Source organism: Bifidobacterium phasiani (genome assembly GCF_019331775.1).
GTDB classification, from domain to species: Bacteria; Actinomycetota; Actinomycetes; order Actinomycetales; family Bifidobacteriaceae; genus Bifidobacterium; species Bifidobacterium phasiani.
In genome coordinates this window covers 1-16,808 of record NZ_JAHBBD010000014.1, presented here as the reverse complement: position 1 = coordinate 16,808, position 16,808 = coordinate 1, and the positions used below count along the sequence as shown (strand labels likewise).

Sequence of the window (16,808 nt, the reverse complement as noted above, 5' to 3'; positions counted from 1 at the left end):
CCCCCAACCCATCAAAGGAGATATCCCCATGTCTCAGGACCAGCCCACAGCAACGGCGCCGAAGTCGCTGACCAAGGCGCAGACCATCCGCTTCGGCGCGGCGTTCTTCATCTTCAACCTCTGCTGGATGGTCGGCCTGCAGATCGTCGCGGCGGTGCTGCTCCCGCAGCGCCTGTCCGAGATCGCGCCCGACTCGTACAACGCCATCTTCGGCGTGCTCAACTCCGCGACGGCCCTCGCCTCGCTGATCTCCAACCTCGTCGTCGGCAACCTGTCCGACCGCACCCGCTCCGTCTTCGGCCGCCGCAGCCCGTGGATCGCGGCGGGCGGCGTCATCGCCGGCGTCTCGCTGTTCCTGCTCGGCGTGCTGCCCGACGGCGTGACCATCGGCATCAGCTACTGCGTCTCGATGGTCGGCCTGAACATGATGATCGCGCCGGTCGTCGCCTCGCTGGCCGACCGCGTGCCCGACAACATGCGCGGCACGATGAGCGCCTTCATCTCCGCCGGCACCCTGTTCGGCTCCTCGCTCGGCCAGATCATCGGCGCCCGCTTCATCACGATGCAGCTGCCGGGCTTCGTGCTCGCCGGCATCGTGATGGCCATCGCCGGCATCGCCACCGTGTTCGTCTGGCCGCGCGAGCGGTCCAGCAAGGACATGCCCGAAGTCTCCGGCTCGCTCAAGGACATCCTCGCCAGCTTCCGCCCGCCGACCCACGGCGCCCGCGACTTCTGGCTCGCGTTCGTCGGCCGCTCGCTGCTGCTGTTCAGCTACTACATGATCCTCAACTACCAGCTGTACATCCTGCAGGACTACATCGGCCAGTCCGTCGAGGACTCGGCGGCCACGATCTCCACGATGAGCGTCGTGCTCATGGTCGTCTCCCTGATCTCGGCGCTGACGGCCGGCCCGATCTCCGACAGGATCGGCCGGCGCAAGATCCCGGTCGTGCTCGCCAGCCTGCTGCTCGCCGTCGGCTACGCGATGCCCTGGCTGCTGCACAGCCCGCTGGGCATGATCCTGTTCAGCGCGATCGGCGGCTTCGGCTACGGCATGTACGGCTCGGTCGACCAGGCCCTGAACGTCGACGTGCTGCCGAACGAGGAGGAGGCCGGCAAGGACCTGGGCATCCTGAACATCGCCACCACGCTCGGCCAGATGGTCGGCCCGGTGATCACCAGCGCCATCGTCGTCGTCACCGGCAGCTACGGCATGGTGTTCCCGACCGCCATCGTCGCGGTCGTGCTGGCGTGCGTCTTCATCATGATGATCAGGAAGGTGAAGTGAGACCATGAGCGTGTTCATCGATCCGAACCGCCGCATCGGACGCATCGACCCCAAGCTGCACGGGCAGTTCATCGAGTTCCTCGGCGAGTGCATCGACGGGGGCCTGTGGGTGGGCGAGGACTCCCCCATCGAGAACGAGCACGGCTACCGCAAGGCCACGCTCGACGCGCTGCGCGCGCTCAGGCCGCCGCTGATCCGCTGGCCCGGCGGCTGCTACGCCGACACCTACCACTGGCGCGACGGCGTGGGCCCGGACCGCGCGACCACGTTCAACGAGAACTTCGCGACCTACGAGCTCGACCCCCACGACTTCGGCACCGACGAGTTCCTGCGCCTGTGCGAGATGCTCGGCGCCGAGCCGTGGATCAACGTCAACATGCTCTCCGGCTCGATCGCCGAGATGAAGGAGTGGATGGAGTACTGCAACCGCGAGCAGGGCACCGACCTGGCCCGGGAGCGCGCGGCGAACGGGCACCCCGCCCCCTACGGCGTGCGGTACTGGGGCCTGGGTAACGAGGTGTGGGCCGGCGGCGGCACGATGACCCCGCAGACCTACATGGACGAGTACCGCCGCTACGCCTCGGCGATGCCCTCGTTCACCACCGACCTGTTCACCCCGACGCCGATGGTCGCGATCGCCTCGGGCCCGGACGGCAACAAGCCGCGCGAGCGCGTGAAGTGGACCGAGGACTTCTTCCGCCTGCTGGCCGAGTACCGGCAGCCGAAGATCGACGGCTACGACCTGCACTTCTACAACTGGAACATCGACGACGACCGGGACACGCCGACCGAGTTCGACGAGGCCGGCTGGAACCGCGTCGTCGAGGGCTGCCTCGAGCTGGAGGACATCCTGCGCGAGCAGTGGACGCTGATGAACGAGGGCCTGGCGCTGATCAACGAGCCGGAAGGCCCGTTGGACTCCAAGCTCGACCACGTCGACCTCATCGTCGGCGAGTGGGGCAACTGGCACAAGACCGCGTTCCTCGCGCGCCCGGCGCTCAGGCAGCAGGTGACGATGCGCGACGCCGTGACCACCGCCCTGACGCTCGACCTGCTCCAGCGCAACTGCGACAAGGTGACGATGGCCTGCAACGCGCAGACGATCAACGTGCTCAATTCGCTGATCCTGACCGAGGGCGAGCGCACCGTCCTCACGCCGAACTACGACGTGTTCATGATGTACCGGGGGCATCGCGGCGCCACCGCGCTCGACGTGCCGCGCCGCGACACCGAGTCGCCGGTGTACGTCTTCGCCTCGCTCGGCGAGGACGGCCGCACCCTGCTGGTGGACCTGACGAACGCCGCGATGTACGACGCGGCCGACATCGACCTGAAGTTCCCGGTCGACGTGCGACTGGAGTCCATGACCACGCTGGCCGCCGGCGACCCGCACGAGTGCAACACCGCGGACGACCCCGACCTGGTCCGGGCCGCGGGCATCCCGGTCGGCGGCGACGTCGCGCAGTCGCACGCGGTGACGCTGCCCGCCGCCTCGGTGAGCACGCTGCGCTTCACCGTGGTCTGACGCGCGCGGCGGCGTGCGCGCCGGCGACCGGCCGCACCGCCGCCTCCCCGCATGACGGACGGCCCCCTTCCGACGATTCGGAAGGGGGCCGTCCGTATTGTGGCTCAACCGCCCGCGACCCGGCGCGCCGACCGACAGGCCGGCGGTCGGCGCGCTCAGCGGTAGTGGTCCCAGATCGGCGAGGGGAACAGCAGCTTCTCGAACACCAGCCACTCGTCGTACAGGTCGATGGGCGGCTCGCGCAGCCACCGCAGCTGGATGCCGTCCATCGCCTCGATGCACTGGCGGACCACCGGATCCATGCTCTCGTTCCATGAGCCCATCTCGGGCGGGATCCTCCACGGGATCTCGCTGTACTTCTCCCAGACGCTGGCCGGGCGGACGCGGAAGTAGTCGTGCAGCGGGTGCGAGGGGTTGAACGCCTCGGTCTCGAGCACCATGTACAGCTGCACCATCATGCGCCGGTTCGCGTTGTGCCGCACCAGGTAGCGCAGGTACGCCGGGAACAGCGGACCGTCCGGGTCGCTGCCCGGCAGCCCCGTGGCCAGGAACTCGCCCGGGGTGCCGTAGGCGTCGTAGATGTCGGTGATGAGCAGCGACAGCAGCCCATCCTTGTTGCCCACGTAATGCAGGAGACCCGGCTGACTCATCCCCACCTCGTCGGCCACGTCCTTCAGCGAGATCCCGTTGAACCCGCGTTCGCTGATCAGCCTGGCGGCGGCCTGGGTGATCTCGCGCTTGCGGTCCTCGGGATCCTTGCGTATGCGTTTCTGCCTTCTCACCATGCCGTCCAGTCTACCCATGACCGGGGCGGGGGCGGGGCATAGGCCCGCGGGGTTCGCGCCCCTCGGCGCGCGAGGGGCGCCTCGGGCCGCAGGGTTCGGGGGATGGTCCGCGCGCATCGGCCTCATCCCGCCGATCGCCGCGGACCATCCCCCGAACCCTGCGGACGGCGTCGGCGTGTCGCCCACGCCGACGGCCGGCCCGCCCCCACGTCAGTCGGCCGACGTCATCTCGTCGGTGCGGTGCGCCGCCCCCGGCGCGTCCGTGCCGGCGGCGTGCGCCTTCTTGGCCGCCGCGATCATCAGCTTGATGCGGTTGAGCTGGTTCGCCTCGCTGGCGCCCGGATCGTAGTCGATCGACACGATGTTCGCCTGCGGGTACAGGCGGCGGATCTTGCCGAACATGCCGCGCCCTGTCACATGGTTGGGCAGGCAGGCGAACGGCTGCGCGCAGATCACGTTCGGGCAGCCCTGCTCGATCAGCTCCAGGATCTCGGCGGTCAGCAGCCACCCCTCGCCGGCCTGCACGCCGATCGAGGTGACCTCGGCGGCCTTCCTTACCAGCTCCGGCATCGGCTCGTCCTGCTGGAACTTGCCGTGCGCCAGGTCGATGGCGGCGCGCACCGGGTTGAGGTAGCGGTCCAGGCCCCAGCGCATCACCGCGTACACGGCCTTGTTGCCGCCCATGCCCAGATGCTTCTCGTTCCAGTCCGAGATGTACGGGCGGGTGGTCATGAACTCCATGATGCCGGGCACCACCGCCTCGCAGTCCTGCGATTCGATGACGTCGACGACGTGGTTGTTCGCGTCCGGATGGTACTTGACCAGGATCTCGCCGACGACGCCGACGCGCGGCTTGCGCGGGACGTCCTTGAGCGGCAGCGCGTCGAACGACCTGACGATCTGCTTGAGCAGCGCCTGGTAGGGCAGGTAGCCCTTGCCGAGCACCCGCTTCGCGGTCTTCGACATGCCGTGGTGCTCGATCGTCTCTCGCACGATCGTGTCCCACTGCCGGTACAGGGCGTTCGCGCTGCCCGGCTCCTGCTCGTAGGGGCGCACGCGGTACAGGCACTTCATCAGCAGGTCGCCGATGACCAGCGCCTTGATCGCGCGGTGCAGCAGCTGCGGGGTCGGCGTGAAGCCCGGATTGTCCTCCAGGCCCTGCGTCGAGATCGCGAGCACCGGGATCTGCGGGTAGCCGGCGTCGACCAGCGCCTTGCGGATCAGACCGAAGTAGTTCGTCGCGCGGCACATGCCGCCGGTCTGCGTGATCGCCAGCGCCACGTGGTCGGGGTCGTACTTGCCCTCGAGCAGGGCGTCGACGAGCTGGCCGATCACCATGATCGCCGGATAGCAGGCGTCGTTGTTCACGTACTTGAGGCCGACCTCGACGTCCTGGCGGCTGGCGTGCTCGAGGATGTCGAACTTGTAGCCGGCGGAGCGGATCACCGACTCGACCAGCGAGAAGTGGATCGGGCTCATCTGCGGGGCGACGATCGTGTAGTCCTTCTTCATCGACTTGCCGAACGGCACCTTGTTCGCGTACTTCGACAGCGTGGCCGAGTTGTGCGCGGAGGCCTTCCCCGCGGCCGGGGCGCCGGCGGCGGCGCGGCGGGACGCGTTCCTGACGGATTCGGTGAGCTTGGGGTTGTTGCGCATCACCGTGTCGAGCATGACCTGGCGGCCCGGGGTCGGCGCCTCGGAACCGGTCCTGCGGAAGCCGGCGTCGCGCCCGGCGGCGCCGCGGGCGTCCTTGAGGGCGGCCTCGGCGGCGGCGAGCTGCGCCTTGGCCTCGTCGACCCTGGCCTGCGCCCGGCGCAGGGCCTCGGCCGTCCCCTCGTCCGCGGCGGCCCCGCCGTCGGCGCCGGACACCGGGGGCTCCTGGCGCGCCTTGTTGCGCTCGCGCTCCTCGACGGCGGCCTTGAGCGAACGCAGGCGGATCTTCGCCGCGCCCAGGTTCGAGACCTCGTCGATCTTGAGCAGCGTGTACACGTCGGCCTTGTCCGCCAGGATCTCGGAGACCTGGTCGGTGGTGATCGCGTCGAGGCCGCAGCCGAAGGAGTTGAGCTGGACGAGCTCGAGCCCCGGGTACGAGGCCACGAAGTTCGCCGCGGCGTACAGCCGGGCGTGGTAGGCCCACTGGTTGGTCACGCGCAGCGGCATCTTGGTGACCTTGCGGTCGCCGACGTGGCGGAACCCGTCGGCGTTGCGCCTACGCGGATCCTCCTCGCCCTCCGACAGGTACTCGCTTAAGTGCAGGTCCTCGCCCGGCTGCAGCTCGCACACCGAGTCCTCGGAGAGCACGACCATGCCGAGCGAGCAGATCGTCTCGGGGATGCCGTGGTTGATCTCCGGATCGATGTGGTACGGGCGGCCGGCGAGCACGATGCCGCGGCAGCCGTGCTCCTTCATGTAGGCCAGCGCGCGCAGGCCCTCCTGCTGCACGTCGTACTTGAAGACCTTGTCCTCGGCGTAGGCGGCCGCGACGGCCTTCTCGGCCTCCTCGCGCGTCACGCCGGCCCAGTCGAACGACTCGACGATGCGCTCGACCATGAGCCCGCGGTTCGCCAGGTTGAAGTAGGGGCGCAGGTAGCGGACGCCCTCCTCGCGCAGCTCCGGCATGTTGGCGCCGATCACGACCGGGTAGTTGGCCACGACCGGGCAGTTGTAGTGGTTGTCGGCGTTGTCGACGAGGTTGTCCTCGTAGCTCACGCACGGGTAGAAGATCGTCCTGACGCCCTTGTTCAGCAGCCACTTGATGTGGCCGTGCACCAGCTTGGCCGGGTAGCAGATGTTCTCGGAGGCGATCGACTCGATGCCGGTCTCGAACAGCTCGTGGCTGGAGCGCCCGGAGATCACGACCTTGAAGCCCAGCGAGGTGAGCAGCGTGAACCAGAACGGGTAGTTCTCGTACATGTTGAGCACGCGCGGGATGCCGATCTCGCCGCGGGTGGCCTTCTTGTCGGTCAGGCGGCGGTAGGCGAACGCGCGCTTGTACTTGTAGTCGTACAGGTTCGGCCGGTCGGAGCGCTGCTTCCTCGCGTCGCCGCCGCGCTCGCAGCGGTTGCCGGTGACGTAGCGCGAGCCGTCGGCGAAGGTGGTGATCGTCAGCTTGCAGTGGTTCTGGCACAGCTTGCACACGTCGCGCTCCGAGGTCATCGTCAGCGTGTCGAGCGCCTCGCCGCGCAGGATCGTCGACGCGGTGTGCGCGACGCCGTCGATGACGACGACGTTGTCGCCGGCCGCGGCGCCGGTGGCGCGGAAGCCCTCGTCGTCCTTCGCCGCATCGCCGGAGCCATCGTCGGCCGCGCCCTCGGCGGCCTCGGCCGTCGTGGCCCGGGCGCCGTCCCGCACGGCGGCGGCGTCGTCGGCCACGTCCTCGTAGTGCATGCGCGCGGTGAGCGCAGCGCCGTACGCGCCCATCAGGCCGGCGATGTTCGGACGGGTCACCTCGCGCTCGGTGAGCAGCTCGAAGGCGCGCAGCACGGCGTCGTTGAGGAACGTGCCGCCCTGCACCACCACCGTGTCGCCCAGCTCGCCCGAGTCGCGCAGCTTGATGACCTTGTACAGCGCGTTGCGCACCACCGAATAGCACAGGCCCGCGGCGATGTCCTCGATCGAGGCGCCCTCCTTCTGGGCCTGCTTGACCGAGGAGTTCATGAACACGGTGCAGCGCGAGCCGAGGTCGACCGGGTGCGTGGAGTTCAGCGCGGCCTGCGTGAACTCCTCGATGCTCAGGCCCATCGAGGACGCGAAGGTCTGCAGGAACGAGCCGCAGCCCGAGGAGCAGGCCTCGTTGACGGCGATCGAGTCGATCACGCCGTCGGTGATCGCCAGGTACTTCATGTCCTGGCCGCCGATGTCGATGACGGCGGTGACGCCGGGGCTGACCATCTCGGCGCCGCGGTAGTGCGCCATCGTCTCGACCACGCCCTCGTCGAGGTGCAGGCCGGTGGCGATCAGGCCCTCGCCGTAGCCGGTGGCGCAGGACCGGGCGATCCACGCGCCCTCGGGAAGCTCGTTCTGGATGCGCCGCACGATGTCGATGGCGGCGGTCAGCGGGCTGCCCTCGTTCGTCGCGTAGCTCGACCACACGATCTCGCGGTCGTCGTTGACCAGCGTGGCCTTGATCGTGGTCGAACCGGCGTCGATGCCCAGGAAGTGCGGTCCGGTGGCGCCCTCCAGCGTGCCGATGCGCACGTGCTCGCGGTGGTGGCGCGCATCGAAGGCCTCGCGGTCGGCCTTGGTCGGGAACAGCGGCGGCATCGTCGGGGTGTTGACCGGCAGGTGCTCCAGCTCGTCCAGGCGGGCCAGGATCTCGGCGCAGGGGCGCGCCTCGTAGTGGCCGTCGGAGTCCAGCTTGTCGGGCTGGCCGGCGAGCAGCGCGGCGCCGAACGCGACGTACAGGTGGGCGTCCTTCGGGGTGATGAACTCGTCGACCTTGCCCTCCAGCGCGCGGCGGAAGGCCTCGCGCAGCTCGGACATGAAGAACAGCGGGCCGCCGAGGAAGATCACGGTGCCGTGGATCGGCCGGCCGGCGGCCAGGCCCGCGATGGTCTGCGTGGCCACGGCGGTGAAGATCGAGGCGGCCAGGTCCGGCTTGGCCGCGCCGTCGTTGATCAGCGGCTGCAGGTCGGACTTGGCGAACACGCCGCAGCGCGAGGCGATCGGGTACAGCGTTTTGTACTCCTTGGCCATGTCGTTCAGGCCGGCGGCGTCGGTGTCCAGCAGCGTGGACATCTGGTCGATGAACGCGCCGGTGCCGCCCGCGCACGAGCCGTTCATGCGCTGCTCGGGGGTGGGCTTGAGGTAGGTGATCTTCGCGTCCTCGCCGCCCAGCTCGATGATGACGTCGGCCTGCGGGTACTCGGCGTCGATCGCCTCGGTCTCGGCGATGACCTCCTGGACGAACGGGACGTGCAGGCTGTCGGCGAGCGCCAGGCCGCCGGATCCGGTGATGGCCAGGCGGATCGGCTCGTCGCCGCGGCCGCATTCCACCAGGCGGTCGTGGATGTCGTTGAGCAGGCCGGCCACGGTGGCGCGCACGTTGGCATGGTGACGACGGTAATCGGAGAACAGCACGCCCTCGAGCGAATCGGCCTGATCGAGCACCACGGCCTTCACCGTGGTCGAACCGATGTCGAGACCTACGCGCAACGGCTTCGTATCGCGGTCGGAGACCGCGGTATTCGCTGTATCCACCATATGTACCTCTATCGATTGTCGTCCGGGACGGCGACGCGACGCCGCCGATTACGCCCGGTTACCCATCATGTAAATATAGTCGGGCACCGTCCCAGACACTCCCCGGGGGCGCATGATTCGCCTGTCGGCGCGCATAATTCGACACCGGCGTCCCGGCTGTCGGACGGGGCGGCGCCTATGCCGCCCCGACGGCGACCGCGCGGTCGCCGAGCTCATGGTAGGCGTGGAGGAACACGTCGCGCCCGACCGTCTGCACGCCGTCGCGCAGCGGGTCGTTGACCAGGAAGGCGTCCGGAGTGAACCCGACGAGCAGCACGCAGTGCAGGTTGGCGTACGTCGTCATCGCCTCGCCGGTCTCGGCGTTCGTCCAGTCCTGCCGGAAGTACAGGGCGTCGCCGTAGTCGATCGTGACCCAGACCACCACCGGGCGGCCGTGGGCCAGCTCGGCCACCAGCCGCTCCTCGTCCGCGCCGCTGAGGTCCCTCGCGCGCGCCGGCGAGCCGACGGCCCGCAGGTACCGGTCGGCGGTCCGCACCAGGCCCGGCGCGAGGATGTAGTACCCCTGGCCGCCGCCGGGGTCGCCGATGTAGGTGGTCTCCGGGTCGGGGGCCAGCACCTGCGCCGGGGTCTCGACCAGCTCGCCGCGCGGCATGTAGTCGTAGGCGATCTCGGTTTTCGTCACGTCGTACGACAGGTAGTTGAGCAGCATCGTCAGGCTGGTGGCCTCGCAGCCGTTGGGCAGCTCCGGGTTCTGCGCGAGCAGCGGCACGTCGAGCCGCACGGCGCCGTCGACCACCGGCACCAGCCGCTCGCTCGGGCCGATCGAGGCCAGCAGCGCGGCGCGGGACACGGCCGGCGCGCCGGCGGCCGCGTCGGCCGGTGCGCCGGAATCCCCCGACCCGCCATCCCACACGCCGTCCGACGCGACCGTGCCCGTCGCGGCGGGCGAGGGCGAGGACGCCGACGTCCGGGCGTCGGCGCCGGCCGGCCGCATGCCGGGCGCGACGCCGCCGAACGCCGCCATCACGCCCGTCAGGCATGCCGCGACGGCGCGTTCCGCCATCGTCCGCCGTACCCGCATACGCCCTCTTCGCTCCGTCCCGTTCGTCCGTCCGGCCACCTGCGGCGCGGCCGGACGGGCATCCGACACGGCCCCCGTCACGGCGGCTGGACAGCTTCACTATAGGGTCTCGAGCCGCTTCAACCGCAAACGCCGTTCCGGACGGCGGAACGGCCGGGCGGCGCACGGGCCCGCGGCGCGCCGCCCGGCGTCCGGCATGCGGGCGACGCCCGGGCCCGCCGGCGCGGGGCCGGGTTCCCTCCCTATACTTGTGGTATGAGCAGTGCTTTCACCATCCGCGATATTGTCAACGACGACTCCTCCGCCTCCATCAGCGACTACGGCGCCCATGTGGTGTCCTGGTCCCCCGCCGGCCAGCGGCCGGTCATCTGGCATCCCCGCGCCATCCATCTCGCCGAGGGCACGGCCATCCGCGGCGGCGTGCCCATCATCTTCCCCTGGTTCAACACCGGCTGGTCGCACGGCCGGGCCGCGGACAAGAAGCCGAAGCACGGCTTCGGCCGCGTGTCGTTCTGGCGGTTCGACGACGGCGCGTCCAACGACCACCACGCCCGCTACGTGCTGGACTCCGCCGACTTCGACGCCGCGGCGCTCGCGCAGCTCGAGTCCGGCGGCGCCCCGCGCTTCCGCGCGTTCTACGACGTGGAGGTCGGCCCGGCGCTCACCATGTCGCTGACCGTCGTCAACGACGGCGACGAGCCGATGATCTACGAGGCCGCGCTGCACACCTACATCCGGGTCGGCGACGTGGAGCGCATCGCGATCACCGGGTTCGAGTCCTCCGACTACCTGGACAACACTCAGGCCGACACGCCGCGGCACAAGGCGACCGGCGAGCCGATCACGTTCTCGGGCATGACCGACCGCACCTATCTGGCGGACGGCGTCGACACCGTGCGCGTCAGCGACCCGGTGCTCGGCCGCACGATCGTCGTGAGCAAGCAGGGCGCGCCGCAGTCGGTGGTGTGGAACCCCGGCGAGCAGGCGGGCGATGCGATCGGCGACATGCAGGCCGGCGAATGGCGCGGCTTCGTGTGCGTCGAGTCGGTGGCCCGCTTCGACCGCAGCGTGGTGCTCTCCCCCGGCGAGACCCACACGCTGTCGCAGACGCTGCGCGTCGCCTGAGCCGTACCGGTCCCGCCTCGGCCTCGTCGACGGCGGCCACGGCGGGACCGTCCGGGATCCGACCGCCCGGCTCTCTCCGCCGGGACCGGCCCGCCGATCACGCCCGGGCCCCGGCCGGACGTACCGCCGTGGCCCGGGCGTGATCACGAAGCCGGGGGTGCGGCGACGACGCCACGCACCCGGTCCGGCCGAAGCGCCGGTTCAGGACGCGGCGCCCTCGCCGGCGGCGCGCTCCACGCCGTAGATCTCGGGGATGAAGCGCTCCTGGTCGTGCAGCTTGGCCCAGACCACCGGTTCGCCGGCCTCCAGCGAACGCGGCACGTCGAGGATCCGCTGGTTGCGCGAGCCGCGGAACTGCAGCAGCGAGTCGTGCTGCGTCGCGATGTAGCGGCCGTCCACCAGGATGTCGATCAGCCCGAGCAGCTCGCGCTTGTCCGGGGTCTCCCCCGGGCGCATCAGCTCCTCCCAGGTGTAGCCGGTCCAGCACCAGATGTCCTTCGAGGCCCCGAAGCGCTCGCGGATCCGGCGGGCCAGCGGGATCAGCATCGGGGTGTTGAGCAGCGGCTCGCCGCCCAGGAACGTGATCCCCTGCACGTAGTCCTGCGCCAGGTCCTCCATGATCTGCGCCTCCAGTCGGTCGGTGTAGGCGTGGCCGACGCCGAAGTCCCAGATCGAGGAGTTGTAGCAGCCCTCGCAGCGGAACGGGCAGCCCGACACGTACAGCGAGCAGCGGATGCCCTCGCCGTCGGTCATCAGGAAGCGCTTGTAGTCGGCGACCATGCCGCGGCTGAGCCGGCGGCCGTCCCACTGGCCGGCGCGCGGGTTGTTGGTCAGCTCGCTGGGGACGGCGGGGCCGCGCCCCGTCTCCCCGGCCGCGAAGTCGCGCCGTCCGGCGCCCGTCGATTGGAATTCGCCCATCGGATCCTCCTTGCCGCGGGCCCGCGCCTTGCCCCGGGCCCATGCCCATCGCGGCGTCCTCCCGCGGGAAGTGCGGGAGGACGCCCCCAAACGCCGGACCGGCCCGGCGGCCGCTCGGCCTGCCGGACCGGTCCTCGGGGTCGCCGCGCCCGGGCGGGCGCGGGATCCGACGTCGCTACTTGGCCTCCTCGAACCACTCGCGGGTGGTGCCGTCGTTCAGCGTCACGTGGCCGGTCTCGCCCGACATGTGCTTGACGCGGTGGGCGATCTCCTCGTGGCGGCCGTGCACCATCGGGCGCTGCACCGGGTTGCCGAGGTAGCCGCAGGTGCGCTTGGTCACGTTGCACTTGTCCGGGTCGGAGTTGCCGCACTCGGGGCACTTGAAGCCCTCGTCGGTCGGCTCGAAGTCGCCCTCGAAGCCGCACACGAAGCAGTGGTCGATCGGGGTGTTGGTGCCCAGGTAGCCGATGCCGATGTTGTAGGCGTAGTCCCACACGGCCTCCAGCGCCTTGGGGTTGGCCTGCAGGCACGGGAACTCGCAGTAGTTGATGAAGCCGCCCGAGGCGTAGTACGGGAAGTCCTTCTCGTAGTTGAGCTTCTCCATCGGGGTCGGCTGCAGCCACACCGGGTAGTGGAAGGAGTTGGTGTAGAAGTCGTGGTCGGTCACGCCCTCGACCTCGCCGAACTTCTCGCGGTCCATGCGGTTGAAGCGGTCGGTCAGCGACTCGGCCGGCGTGGAGTACACCGAGTAGTGGTAGCCCTCGGCGGCGCTCCACTGCTTGCACAGCTCGTTCATGCGCCTGACGATCGACAGCGCGAACTCCTTGCCCTGCGGGTCCCAGCCGTGGTCGCGCATCCAGTTCTTGCCGTAGAACACGGCGGTCGCCTCGTACAGGCCGATGTAGCCCAGCGACACGGTGGCGCGCTCGTTGCGGAACAGCTGGTCGACGTTGTCGTTGGCGCCGAGGCGGCCGAACGCGCCGTAGCGGAACAGCGTGGGGGCGTTGACCGGCGTGGCCTGCTTGCAGCGCATGATGCGGAACTGCAGCGCCTGGTGCGCCACCTCCATGCGCTCGTTGAAGATCTTCCAGAAGCGCTCCACGTCGCCGTGGGACTCCAGCGCGATGCGCGGCACGTTCACGGTGACCACGCCGAGGTTCATGCGGCCGTCCTCGACGTCCTCGCCGGTCTCGGGGTCGGTCCACGCCTGCAGGAAGGAGCGGCAGCCCATCGGCGCCTTGAAGGAGCCGGTGATCTTGACGATGTTCTCGTAGAACACCACGTCCGGGTACATGCGCTTGGTGCTCGACTCGAGCGCCAGCTGCTTCATGTCGTAGTTCGGGTCGCCCGGATCGGCGTTGACGCCGTGCCTGATCGTGAACACGAGCTTCGGGAAGATCGCGGTGTGGCGGTCCTTGCCCAGGCCGCGGATGCGGTTGAGCAGGATCGCGCGCTGGATCTCGCGGGCGAACCACGAGGTGCCCAGGCCGAAGCCGACGGTCACGAACGGGGTCTGGCCGTTGGAGACGCGGTTGGAGTTGATCTGGTACTCCATCGTCTGCATCGCGTCGTAGATGGCCTTGCGGGTCATGATCTTCGCGTAGATCTCGCGGATCTGGTCCAGCTCGGGCAGGTCCGTGTCGAAGGCCTCGTCCATCGGCAGCGGCTCGCGGTTCTCGAAGTGCAGCCAGGTCGGCTCCTGGGCCTTCAGGCCGCGGATCATGTCCTCGGCCACCGCGATCGGGGTCGAGTCCGGGATCATCGAGTGGGCCATCTTGAGGTTCTTCGCGTAGTCGCGCCTGGCGTACGGCTCGAGCATCTCGTCGGCGCGGTTCACGGTCTGGCCGCCGTACTGGGCGCCGGCGATGTCCTTGATGATCTGGGTGATCTGGGTGGCGGCGGTGCCGATGGACTTCGGCGAGTCCATCATCGCGTTGCCGAGCGCGAAGCCGTGGGCGAGCATGTCGCCGAAGTTCGGCAGCGAGCAGTTGTTCATCGAGGTGAACGGCGAGTAGTCGGCGTCGTGGAAGTGGATGTCGCCCTTCATATGCGCGTTGGAGACCGCGTCCGGCAGCATCGCGAACGCCGAGGCCTTGGAGACCGCGCCGGCCAGCAGGTCGCGCTGCGTGGCGTAGACGTTCGAGTCCTTGTTCGCGTTCTCGCGCACCAGCGACTCGTCCTTGTTGATGAGCTTGCTGACGGCCTCGTTGATGTCGGTGGCCTTGGCGCGCTCGATGTCCTTGTTCAGGCGGTAGGTGGTGTAGTTGCGCGCGACGTCGTACAGGTGGTCCTCGATCAGGGCGTGCTCGACGAGGTTCTGGATGTCCTCGATCTTGGCGGGGCCGTTGTAGCGCTCCTTGATCTCGCCCTCCACCTGGTTGGCGATGTCGCGGATCATCTGCTCCTCCTGGGGGCCGACCTTCTTGTCGAGGTCGTTGAAGGCGGACTTGACCGCGTTGATGATGTTGATCGGGTCGAAGTCGACGATGCGACCGTCGCGCTTCTCGACCAGCACCCGTGCGGTAGTCGTTCTGGTTGCCTCCAGCACCTGCGTTTCCATGCTCGTCCTCCTGCGTCCGGACGCGCGGCTCGCGCCGCCCGACCGGTTGTCTCGATATCTCCTGCTGCGAGCCGATCCACCCACGTGATTCGCCCGTTCGACCGGCAAACTACATTCGTGTAAGCCGTCTCTAGATGAACGACTTTACGACAACCTCACCCCGATATCTAGTTGCGACGCGCCGCCAGCCCCCCTAGATGTAGTGCCCATCGGCCAAATACCGCGCAAAACCGTCGGTTGTGTGATTTGGGTAACATTCCCGGCCCAGCGTGTCGCGCCGGGGGCGTCCGCACCGGCCCGGGACAGGCTAGCGGAACGACGCGACGGCCCCGCCTCGGCGTGTCCCCCGGCGTTCCGGCGCGACGCGCCCTTGTCCCTCAGATGGGGGAACCTTGGACCCATGAGTTTCGACTATGGATACGGTCCGGCGGCATCGCGGCCGCCGGCGGGGGGAGCCGCGGACGGCCCGCGTCCGCTCGACCAGCTGCCGCGCCTGGCCCGCGACACCACGCCCGAGAACCCCTGGCCGGTCAGCGTGCTGAGCCAGAAGTTCCACAACGCGGTGCTCAAGTGGCCCGAGGCCTGGATCGAGGGGCAGATCGTCGAGATCAACATGCGCCGGTCCACCTCCGGGTACATCACTCTGCGCGACAACCACGAGGAGGTCTCGATCCAGGTCATGGGGTTCAGCCGGTTCGTGGCCAAGGCGCGCGACTTCCGGCAGGGCGACCGCGTGGTCGTGCACGGCAGGGCCGACATCTGGGTCAAGGCCACGCGCCTGAGCTTCGTGGCCGACGACATCCGCCGCGTCGGCGCCGGCGACCTCAAGGCGCAGATCGACGAGCTGCGCCGGCGGCTCAAGGGCGAGGGCCTGTTCGACGCCGAGAACAAGGTGCCGCTGCCCGAGTTCCCCCGGTGCATCGGCCTGATCTGCGCCCCGCAGGCGCGCGCCGAGGGCGACGTGGTGACCAACGTGAACCTGCGCTGGCCCGCGGTGCGCTTCAAGATCGTGCATGTGCACGTCCAGGGCGCGCAGTGCCCGTCGGACGTCGTCTCGGCGATCCGCCAGCTCGACGCCGACCCGGAGGTCGACGTCATCATCGTCGCGCGCGGCGGCGGCAGCTTCGAGGACCTGATCGGCTTCTCCGACGAGGGCGTCGTGCGCGCGACCGCCGCCTGCGCCACGCCCATCGTCTCGGCCATCGGCCACGAGGACGACTGGACGCTCATCGAGCTCGCGGCCGATCTGCGCGCCTCGACGCCGACCGACGCGGCCAAGCGCGTCGTCCCCGACGTGCGCGAGCAGTGGCAGCTGGTCGCCGGGGCCATCGCCCAGATGCGCATGCGCATCGGCGCCCGCGTCGACAACGAGATCCGGCTGATCGAGGGATACGCCGACCGGCCGAGCCTGACCCATCCGGCCACGATGCTCGAGCCGCACCAGCGCTTCGTCGACGAGGCCGTGCAGCGCATGCGCCGCGGCCTGACGCGCATCGTCGACGACGCGACGATGACCATCGAGAAGCGCCACGCCTCGCTCACCGCGCTCAGCCCGCAGTCCACGCTCAACCGCGGGTACGCGGTCGTGCAGACCGCGGACGGGCACGTGCTCGACGACGCCGGCCGCACGGCCGCCGGCGAGTCGATCACCGTGACCCTGCGCCGGGGCTCGGTGCTCGCCGAGGTCACCGCCGCCCGCGAGGCCGCCGACTAGGCGCCGCGCGCGGAAGCGACCGGACGGCGCGGGCGGGGCCACGGCCGTCGGCATCGACGGCACGCGACCTCGCGCCGGACCACACCGCACAACACACACGACGGCACGGAACACCGAAAGGAGCCATCATGGCAGCCAAGACCACCGAACCCACCGCAACCAACGACGCCGACAAGACCGACAAGACCGCGCAGGAGGCCGCCGACCGGCCGGCCGCCCCGGCGTCCTCGCTCACCGACGCGGAGCGTCAGGCCATCGCGGCCATGCCCTACGAGGAGGCGCGCGACAAGCTCATCCAGGCCGTGCAGGCGCTGGAGGCCGGCGGGCTCAGCCTCGACCAGTCAATGCGCCAGTGGGAGATCGGCGAGGCGCTCGCCCGCCGCGCGCAGAGCCTGCTCAACGACGTGCGCGCCCGGCTCGACGCCGCGCAGGCCGAGCAGGCGACCTCGGCCGAGACGGCTGGTACTCAGTCCAACTTGGACTGAGTACCCTTCGCGGCCTCGGCGGCCGCTCACCTCGCCTACGGGCAGTCCACCGGACCGCCCGCCAACGGCTCGGCCCAGTCCAACCCGGACCGAGTACCCTTCGCGGCCTCGGCGGCCGCTCACCT

General features: G+C 69.6%; 9 protein-coding genes and 2 pseudogenes. 5 read left to right on the top strand and 6 right to left on the bottom strand.

Annotation, left to right across the window (positions count from 1 at the left end):
* The first annotated feature begins 28 nt into the window (after positions 1-28).
* Together KIH73_RS06790 and KIH73_RS06785 are read left to right on the top strand one after the other, a co-directional pair.
* Entirely contained in the window at positions 29-1,288 is a 1,260-nt protein-coding gene (locus tag KIH73_RS06790; protein ID WP_219081867.1) for an MFS transporter, read from the top strand.
* Between the two features lie 4 nt (positions 1,289-1,292).
* Positions 1,293-2,813 carry an alpha-N-arabinofuranosidase gene (locus tag KIH73_RS06785; protein ID WP_219081865.1) on the top strand — a complete coding sequence of 507 codons (1,521 nt, stop codon included), beginning with the start codon at positions 1,293-1,295 and terminating at the stop codon, positions 2,811-2,813.
* A gap of 155 nt (positions 2,814-2,968) precedes the next feature.
* Here KIH73_RS06785 and KIH73_RS06780 read toward each other — a convergent pair whose 3' ends face one another.
* The 4 genes and pseudogenes from KIH73_RS06780 to KIH73_RS06770 all read right to left on the bottom strand — a co-directional run bounded on the left by KIH73_RS06780 (position 2,969) and on the right by KIH73_RS06770 (position 9,863).
* A complete protein-coding gene (locus KIH73_RS06780) occupies positions 2,969-3,598 on the bottom strand; it encodes a TetR/AcrR family transcriptional regulator (protein ID WP_219081863.1) in 630 nt (209 codons plus the stop codon).
* A gap of 210 nt (positions 3,599-3,808) precedes the next feature.
* Positions 3,809-6,829: pseudogene (locus KIH73_RS11210) on the bottom strand (acyl-CoA dehydratase activase-related protein); the annotation flags it as partial.
* Positions 6,830-6,960: 131 nt separating this feature from the next.
* A pseudogene (locus KIH73_RS11205) lies at positions 6,961-8,800 on the bottom strand (acyl-CoA dehydratase activase); the annotation flags it as partial.
* A gap of 175 nt (positions 8,801-8,975) precedes the next feature.
* Positions 8,976-9,863: a C39 family peptidase gene (locus tag KIH73_RS06770; protein WP_219081858.1), complete on the bottom strand. Its 888-nt coding sequence runs from the start codon at positions 9,861-9,863 to the stop codon at positions 8,976-8,978.
* A gap of 273 nt (positions 9,864-10,136) precedes the next feature.
* Between KIH73_RS06770 and KIH73_RS06765 the strand changes: the two genes are divergently transcribed.
* Complete coding sequence (locus tag KIH73_RS06765; RefSeq protein WP_219081857.1) at positions 10,137-11,006, top strand: D-hexose-6-phosphate mutarotase; 870 nt, start codon at positions 10,137-10,139, stop codon at positions 11,004-11,006.
* Positions 11,007-11,207: 201 nt separating this feature from the next.
* Here the strand turns inward: KIH73_RS06765 and nrdG are convergent, their stop codons facing one another.
* Together nrdG and nrdD are read right to left on the bottom strand one after the other, a co-directional pair.
* Positions 11,208-11,924 (bottom strand): anaerobic ribonucleoside-triphosphate reductase activating protein, encoded by a 717-nt coding sequence (nrdG, locus tag KIH73_RS06760; protein ID WP_219081855.1) that lies wholly within the window; start codon positions 11,922-11,924, stop codon positions 11,208-11,210.
* A gap of 175 nt (positions 11,925-12,099) precedes the next feature.
* A complete protein-coding gene (nrdD, locus tag KIH73_RS06755; RefSeq protein WP_219081852.1) occupies positions 12,100-14,484 on the bottom strand; it encodes an anaerobic ribonucleoside-triphosphate reductase in 2,385 nt (794 codons plus the stop codon).
* 400 nt (positions 14,485-14,884) lie between these two features.
* Between nrdD and xseA the strand changes: the two genes are divergently transcribed.
* Together xseA and KIH73_RS06745 are read left to right on the top strand one after the other, a co-directional pair.
* Complete coding sequence (gene xseA / locus KIH73_RS06750; RefSeq protein WP_219081850.1) at positions 14,885-16,198, top strand: exodeoxyribonuclease VII large subunit; 1,314 nt, start codon at positions 14,885-14,887, stop codon at positions 16,196-16,198.
* 128 nt (positions 16,199-16,326) lie between these two features.
* Positions 16,327-16,683: an exodeoxyribonuclease VII small subunit gene (locus KIH73_RS06745; RefSeq protein WP_219081848.1), complete on the top strand. Its 357-nt coding sequence runs from the start codon at positions 16,327-16,329 to the stop codon at positions 16,681-16,683.
* Positions 16,684-16,808: the final 125 nt, after the last annotated feature.

Bases quoted from the DNA above. Each gene is read 5' to 3' on its own strand.
- nrdD (WP_219081852.1), bottom strand. From the start codon at position 14,484: ATGGAAACGCAGGTGCTGGAGGCAACCAGAACGACTACCGCACGGGTG.
- KIH73_RS06785 (WP_219081865.1), top strand. From the start codon at position 1,293: ATGAGCGTGTTCATCGATCCGAACCGCCGCATCGGACGCATCGACCCC.
- KIH73_RS06765 (WP_219081857.1), top strand. From the start codon at position 10,137: ATGAGCAGTGCTTTCACCATCCGCGATATTGTCAACGACGACTCCTCC.
- KIH73_RS06780 (WP_219081863.1), bottom strand. From the start codon at position 3,598: ATGGTGAGAAGGCAGAAACGCATACGCAAGGATCCCGAGGACCGCAAG.
- xseA (WP_219081850.1), top strand. From the start codon at position 14,885: ATGAGTTTCGACTATGGATACGGTCCGGCGGCATCGCGGCCGCCGGCG.
- KIH73_RS06790 (WP_219081867.1), top strand. From the start codon at position 29: ATGTCTCAGGACCAGCCCACAGCAACGGCGCCGAAGTCGCTGACCAAG.
- KIH73_RS06770 (WP_219081858.1), bottom strand. From the start codon at position 9,863: ATGGCGGAACGCGCCGTCGCGGCATGCCTGACGGGCGTGATGGCGGCG.
- KIH73_RS06745 (WP_219081848.1), top strand. From the start codon at position 16,327: ATGGCAGCCAAGACCACCGAACCCACCGCAACCAACGACGCCGACAAG.
- nrdG (WP_219081855.1), bottom strand. From the start codon at position 11,924: ATGGGCGAATTCCAATCGACGGGCGCCGGACGGCGCGACTTCGCGGCC.